Below are 12,688 nucleotides of genomic sequence, written 5' to 3' on the forward strand. Positions count from 1 at the left end.
CGCGACGGCGGCCGGTGGCCGAGCCACCTCGGCCAGCACCGCCGTGCCGCCGGCCGCCCCGCCCGGTGCGGCTCCCCGCGCTCCGGCCGGAACCCCGCCCGGAGCCCCAAGCGCATCGAGCGCGGCCGACGCGGCGAACGCGATCGATCCCGACACGCAGCGGCTGTTCGACGCCTGCCGCGAGCAGAGCCAGCGCACCCAGCTGGCGGTCGCGCAGGAGGTGCGCACGCGCTACCGCTTCGACGACATCGTGTTGCCCGACGAGACGCGCGACTGGCTGCTCGAGGTGCTGCACTACGCGCGCAACCGGCACCAGGTGGTCGAGGGCTGGGGCTTCGACGCCAAGCACCAGGCCAGCCGCAACCTCAGCGTGCTGTTCCACGGGCCCTCGGGCACCGGCAAGACCATGGCCGCCTCGATCATCGCCAACGAGCTGAACCTGGGGCTGTTCCGCATCGACCTGGCCAGCATCGTCAGCAAGTACATCGGCGAGACCGAGAAGCAGCTCGCGCAACTGTTCGACCAGGCCGAGGCAATGAACGTGGTGCTGTTCTTCGACGAGGCCGAGGGGCTGTTCGCCAAGCGCACCGACACGCGCGACGCGCACGACCGCTACGCGAACCTGCAGACCGGCTACCTGCTGCAGCGCATCGAGACCTACCAGGGCATCGTGATCCTCTCGACCAACCTGCTGCAGAACATCGACAAGGCCTTCCTGCGGCGCTTCCGCTTCATCGTCGAATACCCGTTCCCGAGCGAGGCGCAACGGCTCGCGCTGTGGCGCAACGCCTTCCCGGCGGCCGCGCCGCTCGGCGACGACCTCGACTTCGCCCTGCTGGCCGAGCGCGCGCCGCTGTCGGGCGGCAACATCAACAACATCGCGATCGGCGCGGCCTTCCTGGCCGCCGCGGAAGGCGCGGCGGTGGGCTGGCGGCATCTGCTGCAGGCCACCGAGCGCGAGTATCGCAAGCTCGGGAAGGTGTTCGTGCCGCATGAATTCGAGTGGGGCGAGGATGATTAGGCCTGGCGGACCGGCGCAGGCGATGTGATGGGCAAGCTCGGCGCGAGCGTCGTCAAACCGGCCGTGAAGGCGGCCGAGCCCGGCAGCCCCGGGCGGACGGCGGCGCCCGCGGCCGGCGATGGCGGCGATGCCGGGCTCGTGCCGATGGCCGCGTATCACTATGGCGGCAGTGCGCTGGGCTGGCCGGCCGCGGTCCGCGAGAAGGGCGCGCCCGGATCGCCCTCGGCGACGGCGCACGCGGTTTCGCCCCCGCCCGCCGTACCGCCCCCTCCCGTGAGCGCGCCCACGCCCTTCGCCCCCGCTACGCCGCCGAACCGCACCGGGCTGCCCGACGATCTGAAACGCGGCGTCGAACACCTCGCCGGCGTCGATCTCGACGCCGTGCGCGTCCACTATGGTTCGCCGCAACCCGCCCGCTTCGGCGCGCTCGCCTATGCGTTCGGTGCCGAGATCCATCTCGCGCCGGGGCAGGAACGCCATCTGCCTCACGAAACCTGGCACATCGCGCAGCAGGCACAGGGCCGCGTCGCGCCCACCCTGCAATGGAAGCGCGACCTGCCCGGCAGCGAGAACGCCGCGCTGGAACGCGAGGCGGACCAGATGGGCGAAGCGGCGCTGCGAGCCGGCCGGACGACCGAGGCGAACGGAGCGAACGAAACGAACGGAGCGAACGGAGCGAGCCATGCAGGCGGCATGGGCGGCACGGGCGGCTTGGTCCGAGCGAGCGCGGCGGGCAGTTCGCGGCGCGTCGGCCGCTGGCGAGCCTCGCCGTCGCACGGCGTGGTGCAGCGCATGCCGGACGAAGCACTGAAACAGCTGCGCAATTACTCGAATATCGAAGCGGGCCTGGCCCTGGCGCTGAGGAACGCACGCTGGATCCACGAGACCTTTCCGCTGCTGCGCAGCAATCAGGAAACCTACAAGTCGATCAAGTCGGCCCTGGTCAGGCAGGTGCGCGAGGCCGCGAACTACGCCCCCCTCTATCACGTCTTCATCAGGACCTGGAACGACGGGCTCTACGCTCACGACCTCGCCTACGTCCCCAGGCAACCAAGGAACCTGTCTACCTATGCCCCCCGCCCCCACGAGCCGTTCGTGGCAGGCGCGAAAGCGACGGACGAAGCCCTGGCGGCATGGTTCAGCAAGCCGTCGTGGGCGAAATTGTCGAATCCCGACAGCAAGCTCGCGAAGGCAATTCCGACGCTGCTGACGGAACAGGATTTCCCCGAGCGCGTCACCACGGCCCTGAAGCTCTACTTCGCCCACACGGCGAATTTCGTGCCGGTCAACAATCTCGGCCGCGATTTCCGCTCGGTCGAGCACGGTCAGTACTACCGATCGAGCAACGACCCGGTGCGCCGGGACAATACCGCCCTGCTGAAGGCAGCGGTACGAAAAAACGCGAAACGGGACGGCACCGACCTGCCGGAAAAATTCACGGCCCAGATCACGAATCGCGCGCTGCATGACGCGCTGGTCGAACGCGGTTACGTGAAACCGCAGATCCAGGCGACGCAGTTCGTCGGATCGAGTCAGGATCCCGCCAGCAGCATCTCGGTCTACCAGAGCGTCGCCGGCACCCATACGGGCTCGCTCGGCCTGATCCAGAACGTCTATCGCACCGTGCAGATCGGCACGCAGCTCGCGCCGGCGAGTGCGCCGTCGTCGCGACGCTCGTGGCGGGAACCGTCCGAGGCGACCGTCGATCCATTGCTCCAGCCCTTGATCCCGGACGCGCAACTCGCGCCCGACACCGAGCTCAACTATCACGATCTGCTGCTCCTCGATCGCGGCACGCTGATCGCGCAGACCGCGAAGGAAGTCGGGAAGATACTGAGCGCCGGCCGGCGCGGCTGGCGGGCCGTGCCGATCCAGTCGCCCACCCACGCGAGCCTGATCCTGGAGCTGGTCGATCGGGCCGGCGGCAACCCGCTCGCCGAATCGGTCTGGCGCAATACCTTTATCGCGGCATTCAACGAGGCCGCCGGGACATTGGGCCTGCAAACGCGCGCGACCCATCGCGGCAGCTTCGGTTTCCTGTATCCGAGCGTGTCGTCGGTGGGCGGCCCGGTGCGGCTCTGGCCCGGCCTGACACCGCCCAATGTCTTCAAGGGCTTGGTCGTCAAGGCCCTCGAGATCCTGCACGAGAACGACTCGCGCTTCCAGAAACCGGACCTTACCCGGAGCAAGCGGCCCAGGCCTGCCGCATCCACGACGCAATGGCGCGACGTGCCGCTCTATCGCGAGGCCCTGAAGACGGCGGTCCGCTATGCACAGGACAGCTTGCACGGCGTGGTGTCGATCGACGGCCCCCGGGCCTTCGCGCGATGGATCATGGTGCGCCTGCAACGCAACCTCAAGCGCGCGCAGTTCCTGCTCGCGCGCCCGGTGGCGAGGAAATCCACCGACCACGAGGCCGCCTATGTGAAGGCGGCCTCGGTGATCGAGAACCTGATGGAGTACAGCTATCTGCTCGAAGCCTTCAACGCGCATGGCCCCGACTCGCCAGACGCCGTGCGAAACGACCCGTATCCGCAGTATCTGCGTGACTCGCTCTCGCTCGATCCCACGCGGCACGACACCGCGACGTTCTACCTGGACAGCGGCATGCAGGCGATCGTGACCGCCAACCTGCTCGCGCGCACCTGGGCGATCGACCACAAACGCATCGGCGCCGACGAACCGCTCGAGTCGATCGACCTGTACAGCTATTTCGAATACTCGTCGGTCGACAAGGAAAACCTCTACATCCGGCCGATCAATCGCGGCGCGCAGGGCTATCTCGACAGCGCCGCCCTGGACGAGGTGCTCGACGAGCGGGACCGGCAGGGCACGGCACCGCCCGCGATCATCGCCGCCGACCTGAACCCGGTGCTGACCTCGATCCAGGCAAGCCGCAACCGCGTGCCCTACGGCGAGGTGTTCCGCCGCTTCGCGAACCAGACCGCGAGCGGGGCAGGACCGAGCACCGGCCCCGCCCCGCTCAACGACACCACGGTGCCGATCGTCGACGTGACGAACGCGCCGCTGTCGGATGCCGCCAAGCTCGATCTCGCGGCTGGCTACGAGAATTTCATCATCGTCGAAAGCCTGTCGAAGCATCAGCAGCTGAGTGCCGACAAGTTCACCATGGGCCGGCTCAGCGCGATCGGCACGCCCGAGTTCATGCGTGCCGCGAACGCCCTGGTCAAGCCGATCGAGGAAGCCGCGTTCCATCGGCTGACGGCCACCTACCGCCTGCGCGCGGATCGCATCTTCTACGGCGGCAGGGACAGCGCCAACACCGCCTTGCTGGCCGCGCAACTGAAGGACGCCGGTCAATACGACCGGTTCATGGTGCTGATGGGGCGCGAGACGATGTGGAATGCGATCGACAAGCGCCCCGACGGCGATGCCGCGACGCTGCGCGAGCGCCAGCGGGCCATGCGCATCGTGCTCGACGAGGTGCTCGCCGTTTATGTCGACGAGGTGCTCGCGCCGGCGAAAAGCAAGCTGGACCTCGACGCCGCGCTCCGGGCGCTGCCCGATGCCGACCGACGCGATGTGACGCAGCGCATCGAGCGACGCTTCGGCGCCACGCTGAAAACCAAGGAGGCCGATGATCCCCACGTGCGCGAGTTCCTGCGCCTGTCCCCCGACTCGTGGCAATCGACCGGCATCGCCAATGTCGGCAACACCTGCTATCTTGCGGCCGCGCTGAACCTGCTGGCGCTGTCGCCGTATCGGAGCCTGTTCGCGGCGCTGCCGCCGCCCGCCGTCGATCCGCTCGCCGAGCCGCGCGCGCAGATCGCGGTCATGCTGGCCACGATACGCAGCGGACAGCCCGTCGACTCCGCCGCCGTGGGCCACCTGCTCATCACGCTCGACGCAGCGGGCCTGCTCGGCGACGGCGCGCTGGCGCTGAACGCCCAACGCGATCCGACCGAACTGCTGGGCAATCTGATCGACCACTTCGGCACCGCCAATGCGGGCGGTGCCAATTACCGGCTCACCCAGGTCTACAGCAAGCGCATCTCCCTCGGCCGGGGTCTCCAGCGGCGCGATGGCTTGGCCCCGGCCGGCTTCTCGCCCTTCACGCCGGCACCGGACACCGGCTTCGGCAATTTCGCCGACGTGCGCACGGCCGACTGGCTGATCAAGCTGCCGATCACCGGCGTCGACAACCTGCGGGACGCGCTGCGCAGCTATCAGAGCCGGGAGCGGATCGCGCAGATCAGCGGCGTGACGCCGGTCAACCAGGGCGGCGCGCAGCGCAATGTCGTGTTCACCTCGACGGGCGAAAGCCAGATCAGTCTCGGCAACGAGGCGCCGCGCGCGATCACGATCCAGCTCGTGCGCTGGGTCCAGGCGCAGCAGCGGATCCGCAAGGACAGCCGGCCCATCGACATGCCGCGACGCTTCGCGCTCAACGGGCGCCGCTACCGCATCCAGACGGTCGTCTACCACGTCGGCGCGCAACCTTATGTCGGCCACTACACGACCAGCACGCGCGACGACGCGGGCTACTGGAGCTACCGCGACGACAGCCGCGTCTCGCCCGACTACGATCACGTGCAGCGGATTCAATACGGTTATGTCTATACCTATGTCGACGAGGGGCCGCTTACCCTGGCGGACGCCAACCTGCTCGACCTCGCGAACCCGGGGCCGTGGCCGCCGCCCGGGCCGCTTGCGCCGCCGCCCGTCGCCGTACAGGACGCGCAACAGCAGCAGCCGCTCGCCCCCGCGCCCTTGCCGGCCGTGACCACCACCACGACACGATCGGACAATGACGGGCGCGGCCGAAAGCGGCCCTTCGACTCGACGCTCGGCCGGCGGCCGACGTCCACCCGCCAGCCAGCCCGGAAGCCGGCGCCGAGCGATACGGAGCAGGAATCCGAACGACCGTTCAAGCGCCGGCCGCCCGACCCCGACGGCAAGCCGGGAGAGGACAGATCCTGAACGGCGCCAGCCTCGCGCCGAGGCAGGCGCGATCGCATGCGCGGCGTCGTGGCCCCGCTTCGCCGGCCCCACCTCCATTCAATGAGAGAATCGCGCTTTCCCCTTCTCCGACGGAGCCCGCATGAAGCGTCTGCTGTCCACGCTCGCCATCACCGCCGCGCTCGCGACGGCGCTCTCGCCTGCCGCCCCGGCCGCCGCCGCGACGCCGCCCGGCATCTTCGTGATCGCCACCCAGATCGGCGAGTTCACCACGCTCGATCCGGCCGAGATCTACGAGCTGGTGCCCTCCGAATACGTCGCCAACACCTACGAGCGGCTGGTGCGCGTCGACCTGCGCGACCCGACGAAATTCGAAGGCCGCATCGCGCAATCGTGGAGCGTGGGCGCCGACGGCACCACCTACACCTTCAAGCTGAAACCGGGCCTCAAGTTCCATTCGGGCAACCCGGTGACGGCCGACGACGTGGCCTGGTCGATCCAGCGCACGGTGCTGCTCGGCAAGGGCCCGGCCGGCGTGCTGGCCGACCTCGGCCTCACCAGGGACAACGTGATGCAGAAGGTGCGCGCGATCGACGCCGCCACCGTGAGCCTGCAGACCGATCGCAAGACCGCGCCGAGCTTCGTGCTCAACGTGCTGAGCGCGGGCCCCGCCTCGATCGTCGATCGCAAGCTGCTCGAATCGCACGCGAGCGGCGGCGACTACGGCAATGCCTGGCTCAAGACCAACGACGCCGGCTCGGGCCCGTACCGGCTGGTGAAGTGGTCGCCCAACGAGAGCATCGTGCTGCAGCGCTTCGACGGCTATCCCTCGCCGTACCCGATGAAGCGCGTGGTGCTGCGCCATGTGCCCGAAGCCTCGGCGCAGCGGCTGCTGCTCGAGAACGGCGATGTCGATGCGGCGCGCAACCTGAGCCCGGACAGCCTCGCCAGCCTGGCCAAGGCCGGCAAGATCCAGGTCAGCGCCACGCCGGTGGCCGCGCTGATGTACCTGAGCCTGAACACCAGGAACCCGAACCTCGCCAAGCCGGAAGTGCAGCAGGCGATGAAGTGGCTGGTGGACTACCAGGGCATCCAGCGCAACATCCTCGCCAGCACCTACAAGGTCCACCAGACCTTCCTGCCCGACGGCTTCCTCGGCGCGCTCGACAGCGATCCCTATCACCGCGACGTGGCCCGCGCCAAGGCGCTGCTGGCCAAGGCCGGCCTGCCGAACGGCTTCGACGTGAGCATGGACATGCCGAACGACTACCCCTTCGTCGAGATCGCGCAGGCCCTGCAGGCCAACTTCGCGGCCGGCGGGATCCGCGTCAAGCTGATCCCGGGCGACGCCAAGCAGGCGATCGGCAAGTACCGCGCGCGCCAGCACGACATCTTCATCGGCGAGTGGTCGCCCGACTACATGGACCCGAACAGCAATGCGCGCGGCTTCGCCTGGAACCCCGACAACTCCGACAACGCGCCCACCCGCATGCTGGCCTGGCGCAATGCCTGGAACATTCCCGAGCTGACGCGGCAGACCGATGCGGCGCTGGCCGAACCGTCGGCCACCAAGCGCGCGAAGCTGTACCAGCAGTTGCAGCAGTCGGTGCTCGCGAATTCGCCCTTCGTGATCCTGTTCGAGAAGGTGGTGCAGGTGGCCACGCGCCCCGGCGTGACCGGCCCCGAGATCGGCCCGATCAACGACCTCACCTCGTATCGCACGCTGAAGAAATAAGCGTGCCCTGGCCCGGCCGCGCCGGGCCCGGCGCTCCCGCGGGCGGCCCGTGCCGGCGCCGCCCCGCGCCTGTCGCTCCCCTCCCGTCGAATTTTGGCCGGTTCCGGTCGCCCCCCGCTCTCTGCTCTAATACAGCAGGCCCGTGCCGTCGCCGGGCCTGCCGCGTTCCGCTCGTCATCCCGCCAGCCTCGGGTTCCGAACCATGGAGTGTGTATGAAGCCCAGCATGTCCTCGCTTGCCGCGCTGCTCGCCGCCGTCTCGACCTGCTTCGCGCTGGCCACCGTGCCCGCCGTCGAGGCGCGGGCCGCCACGCCGAAGGACATGTTCGTGATGGCCACCCTGCTCGACGAGTTCTCGACGCTCGACCCGGCCGAGGTCTACGAGCTGGTGCCGGAGGAATACATCGCGAACGTCTACGACCGGCTGGTGCGCGTCAATCTCGCCGATCCCTCGAAGTTCGACGGCGACATCGCGCAATCGTGGAGCGTCGACGCCGAGGGCACCGGCTTCACGTTCCGGCTGCGCGACGGCCTGCGCTTCCATTCCGGCAACGCGTTGACGGCCGAGGACGTGGCCTGGTCGATCCAGCGCGCGGTGCTGCTCGACAAGGGGCCGGCCGCGGTGCTGGCCGGCATCGGCCTGAACAAGGCCAACGTGATGCAGAACGTGAGGAAGCTCGACGATCACACCGTGATGATCCGCACCGATCGCAAGTACGCGCCGACCTTCGTGCTGAACGTGCTGGGCTCCTGGCCGGCCTCGGTGGTCGATCGCACGCTGCTGCTCGCGCAGCAGCAGAACGGCGACTACGGCAACGGCTGGCTCAAGACCCACGAGGCCGGCTCGGGCGGCTACCGGCTGGTGAAGTGGACCGCCGGCGACAGCCTGGTGCTGCAGCGCTTCGACGGCTACCGCCTGCCGCTGGCGATGAAGCGCATCGTGCTGCGCCACGTGCCCGAGGCGGCCACCCAGCGGCTGATGCTGGAGAGCGGCGACATCGACGCGGCGCGCGACCTGAGCCCCGACGACCTGGCCGCCGTGGTCAAGAGCGGCAAGGCCAGGGTGGCGGCCTCGCCGCAGGCCACCCTGCTCTATCTCGGCCTGAACACCCGGAATCCGACGCTGGCCAGGCCGCAGGTGCAGGAGGCGCTCAAATGGCTGGTCGACTACCAGGGCATCCAGCGCAACGTGGTGAAGACCACCTACCGCGTGCACCAGAGCTTCCTGCCCGACGGCTTCCTCGGCACGCTCGACAGCAATCCCTATCATCTCGACGTGGCGCGCGCCAAGGCGCTGCTGGCCAAGGCCGGCGTGCCGAACGGCTTCGCGGTGACGATGGACGTGCGCAACGACTACCCGTACACGGAGATCGCCCAGGCGATCCAGGCCAATTTCGCGCAGGCGGGCATCAAGCTCACGCTGATCCCCGGCGACAACAAGCAGACGCTGGCCAAGTACCGCGCGCGCCAGCACGACATCTACATCGGCGACTGGTCGGCCGACTACATCGACCCGCACAGCAACGCGCAGGGTTTCGCCTGGAATCCCGACAATTCGGACAACTCGAGCTTCAAGATGCTGGCCTGGCGCAATGCCTGGAACATTCCCGAGCTGACCAGGCAGACCGACGCGGCGCTGGCCGAACCCTCGCCCACCCGGCGCGCGCAGCAGTACCAGGCGATGCAGAAGGCGGTGCTGGCGAATTCGCCCTTCGTGATCCTGTTCGAGAAGGTGGCCCAGGTGGCGACCGCGCCGGGCGTGAGCGGGCTGGCGGTGGGGCCGATCAACGACCTGGTTTCGTATCGGCAGTTGAAGAAGTAAGGCGCGCGGCGGCGGGCGCGGGAGCCTCACCCGGTTTTCGCGCCCCCGCGCATCCGGCATACTTCGGGTTCGCGCCGCTCGCCGCGCGAACGATTTCACCGCCCAGGAGATGCCCCGCCCGATGTCGTCCCCCTCCACGCTGTTCGACTCGCTGCGCACGCTGCCCGCGCGGCAGCCGCTCGCGCGCTGGGCGCTGCGCGTGCTGCGCTGGGCGCTGACGCTGGCCGTCACCTTCGCCGGCCTGCTGGCGCTGACCTTCGTGATCGGCCGCAAGGTGCCGATCGACCCGGTGCTGGCGGTGCTCGGCGATCGCGCCTCGGCCGCCGCCTACGCGGCCGAACGCGCCGCGCTCGGGCTCGACAAGCCGCTGCTCACGCAGTTCGCGATCTATGTGCGCGACGTGCTGCACGGCAATCTCGGCACCTCGCTGCTGACCTCGAACCCGGTCGGCGACGACATCCTGCGCGTGTTCCCGGCCACCCTCGAACTGGCGAGCCTCGCCACCCTGATCGGGATCGGCATCGGCGTGCCGCTCGGAGTGGCCGCCGCGGTGCGCCACAACCGTCCGATCGATCACGTGGCGCGTTTCATCGGCCTGATCGGCAGCTCGGTACCGGTGTTCTGGCTGGGCCTGATGGGCCTGCTGCTGTTCTACGCGAAGCTGCACTGGGTGGGCGGCCCGGGCCGGCTCGATCCCGCCTGGGACGGCATGGTCGACACGCGCACCGGCATCCTGCTGATCGACGCGGCGCTGGCCGGCGAATGGGAAGTCTGGCGCAACGCGCTCTCGCACATCGCGCTGCCGGCCGCGATCCTCGGCTACTACTCGGTGGCCTACCTGAGCCGCATGACGCGCGCCTTCATGCTCGAGCAGCTCAGCCAGGAATACATCGTCACCGCGCGCGCCAAGGGCGTGCCCGAGCGCCGCGTGATCTGGCGCCACGCCTTCGGCAATATCGCCGTGCCGCTGCTGACCGTGATCGCGCTGACCTACAGCAACCTGCTCGAAGGCTCGGTGCTCACCGAGATCGTGTTCGCCTGGCCCGGCATCGGCTCCTACCTGACCGGCGCGCTGCTCAATGGCGACATGAACGCGGTGCTGGGCTCGACGCTGGTGATCGGCGCGATGTTCATCACCCTCAACCTGCTGACCGACGCGCTCTACCGCGTGTTCGATCCGCGCGCGCGCTGACGCCGGCCCGCTCCGTGCCCGCGCGCCTGGCCGCCTCCACCGGATTCCGATGACCCAGCCTCCCGCCCCTCCCCAAGCTTCCCCGCCCGCCGGCCGCTGGCGCGCCTGGCTGCTCAGCGAGACGCCCGCCTCGCGCCGGCAGGCCTCGCTGGGCCTGGCCTGGCGACGCTGGCAGCGCTTCGCAAGCAATCCGCTGAACCTGCTGGGGCTGGCGATCCTCGCCGCGCTGGTGCTGGTGGCCCTGCTCGCGCCGCTGCTGATGCCGCACGACCCGCTGCGCCAGGTGCTGAACGACCGGCTGCTGCCGCCCGGCACGCCCTCGCACTGGCTCGGCACCGACCAGCTCGGCCGCGACATCCTCTCGCGCATGATCGGCGGCTCGCGCATCACGCTCGGCATCGCGATCCTGGTGGTGGCGATCGTGGTGCCGATCGGCGTGCTGATCGGCACCACCGCCGGTTTCGTCGGCGGCTTCGTCGACAGCATCCTGATGCGCCTCACCGACATCGCCCTGGCCTTCCCGAAGATCGTGCTGGCGCTGGCCTTCGCGGCCGCGCTCGGGCCGGGCATCGTTAACGCGGTGGTGGCGATCTCGATCACCGCCTGGCCGGCCTATGCGCGGCTCGCGCGCGCCGAGACGATCCGCATCGCGCAGGCCGACTTCATCCACGCCGCGCGCCTGCAGGGCGCCTCGGGCTGGCGCATCCTGCGCCGCTATATCGTGCCGCTGTGCCTGTCCTCGGTGATCGTGCGCGCCACGCTCGACATGGCCGGCATCATCCTGACGGTGGCCGGGCTCGGCTTCCTCGGCCTCGGCGCGCAGCCGCCCAGCCCGGAATGGGGCTTCATGGTGGCCTCGGGCCGCAACGTGCTGCTCGATGCCTGGTGGGTGGCCACCCTGCCCGGGGTGGCGATCCTGCTGGTCAGCCTGGCCTTCAACCTGCTCGGCGACGGGCTGCGCGACGTGCTGGACCCGCGCCATGGAGCCTGACGCGATGCAGACGCCCGCCATCGGCAACACCCCGCCCGCCGCCGCGCCGCTGGTCGAGATCGACGGGCTGCGGATCGGCTTTCGCGGCCACGACGGCCGGCTCGCGGACGCGGTGCGCGACCTCTCGCTCACACTCGCGCCGGGCGAACGTCTCGGCATCGTCGGCGAATCGGGCTCGGGCAAGTCGCTGACGGGCCGCGCCCTGCTCGGCCTGCTGCCAGGCGCCGCGCAGTGGTCGGCGCGCGCCATGCGCTTCGCCGGCCGCGACCTGCTGACGATGCGCGAGGCCGAGCGGCGGCGACTCTGCGGCGCCGAGATCGCGATGATCCTGCAGGATCCCAAGTACTCGCTGAACCCGGTGATGACGGTGGCCCGGCAAATGGCCGAGGCGTTCCGGCTGCGCGAGCCGGGCCTGAGGGGACGCGCGCTGCGCGAGCGCATCGTGGCCGCGCTCGAGGCGGTCGAGATCCGCGATCCGGCGCGCGTGGCCGATGCCTATCCGCACGAGCTGTCGGGCGGCATGGGGCAGCGCGTGATGATCGCGATGATGGTCTCCACCGGGCCGCGCCTGCTGATCGCCGACGAGCCGACCTCGGCGCTCGACGTGGCGGTGTCGATGCAGGTGCTGGCGGTGCTCGACGCGATGGTGGCCAGGCACAACAGCGGCCTGCTGTTCATCAGCCACGACCTGCCGCTGGTGATGTCGTTCTGCGATCGCGTGGCGGTGATGTACGCGGGGCGCGTGGTGGAGACCTGCGCGGCGCGCGATCTGGCCCACGCGACGCATCCCTACACGCGCGGGCTGCTCGGCGCGACGCCGCCGCTGGCCGCGCCGCCCGAGGCGCTGCCGGTGCTGGCGCGCGATCCGGCCTGGCTGAAGGAGGCCGAGCAATGATGCCGGAACACGGGATCGAGGCAGGCGCGGCACTGCCGATCGAGCCGGCCGAGCCGATGATCGAGGTGCGCGAGGCCTCGGTGCGCTTCGCCACGCGCGGCGGCCACGTCGAC

The 12,688-nt window shown here is 69.6% G+C and carries 7 protein-coding genes; all 7 read left to right on the plus strand.

All coding sequences use genetic code 11. From position 1 onward, the window contains the following. Positions 1 to 1,021: ATP-binding protein (locus tag F3J18_RS31505; protein WP_166916027.1), on the plus strand; the 1,021-nt coding region annotated here is incomplete at its 5' end. Between the two features lie 27 nt (positions 1,022 to 1,048). Further along, positions 1,049 to 5,962, plus strand: coding sequence for a DUF4157 domain-containing protein (locus tag F3J18_RS31510; protein WP_166916029.1), 4,914 nt, complete (start codon positions 1,049 to 1,051; stop codon positions 5,960 to 5,962). A gap of 121 nt (positions 5,963 to 6,083) precedes the next feature. Then, positions 6,084 to 7,676, plus strand: coding sequence for an ABC transporter substrate-binding protein (locus tag F3J18_RS31515; RefSeq protein ID WP_166916031.1), 1,593 nt, complete (start codon positions 6,084 to 6,086; stop codon positions 7,674 to 7,676). A gap of 213 nt (positions 7,677 to 7,889) precedes the next feature. Then, positions 7,890 to 9,497, plus strand: a complete 1,608-nt coding sequence (locus F3J18_RS31520; protein ID WP_166916033.1) for an ABC transporter substrate-binding protein — start codon at positions 7,890 to 7,892, stop codon at positions 9,495 to 9,497. 121 nt (positions 9,498 to 9,618) lie between these two features. After that, positions 9,619 to 10,689 carry an ABC transporter permease gene (locus tag F3J18_RS31525; protein WP_166916035.1) on the plus strand — a complete coding sequence of 357 codons (1,071 nt, stop codon included), beginning with the start codon at positions 9,619 to 9,621 and terminating at the stop codon, positions 10,687 to 10,689. Between the two features lie 49 nt (positions 10,690 to 10,738). Continuing rightward, positions 10,739 to 11,680, plus strand: a complete 942-nt coding sequence (gene nikC / locus F3J18_RS31530) for a nickel transporter permease (protein ID WP_166916037.1) — start codon at positions 10,739 to 10,741, stop codon at positions 11,678 to 11,680. A gap of 4 nt (positions 11,681 to 11,684) precedes the next feature. Further along, positions 11,685 to 12,575: an ABC transporter ATP-binding protein gene (locus F3J18_RS31535; protein WP_166916039.1), complete on the plus strand. Its 891-nt coding sequence runs from the start codon at positions 11,685 to 11,687 to the stop codon at positions 12,573 to 12,575. Positions 12,576 to 12,688 lie beyond the last annotated feature (113 nt).

This window comes from Burkholderia sp. Ax-1720 (assembly GCF_011753035.1).
Taxonomy (GTDB): Bacteria; Pseudomonadota; Gammaproteobacteria; order Burkholderiales; family Burkholderiaceae; genus Burkholderia; species Burkholderia gladioli.

Coding starts and splice junctions, on each gene's coding strand:
- F3J18_RS31535 (WP_166916039.1), top strand. CDS start 11,685: ATGCAGACGCCCGCCATCGGCAACACCCCGCCCGCCGCCGCGCCGCTG.
- F3J18_RS31510 (WP_166916029.1), top strand. CDS start 1,049: ATGGGCAAGCTCGGCGCGAGCGTCGTCAAACCGGCCGTGAAGGCGGCC.
- F3J18_RS31525 (WP_166916035.1), top strand. CDS start 9,619: ATGTCGTCCCCCTCCACGCTGTTCGACTCGCTGCGCACGCTGCCCGCG.
- nikC (WP_166916037.1), top strand. CDS start 10,739: ATGACCCAGCCTCCCGCCCCTCCCCAAGCTTCCCCGCCCGCCGGCCGC.
- F3J18_RS31520 (WP_166916033.1), top strand. CDS start 7,890: ATGAAGCCCAGCATGTCCTCGCTTGCCGCGCTGCTCGCCGCCGTCTCG.
- F3J18_RS31515 (WP_166916031.1), top strand. CDS start 6,084: ATGAAGCGTCTGCTGTCCACGCTCGCCATCACCGCCGCGCTCGCGACG.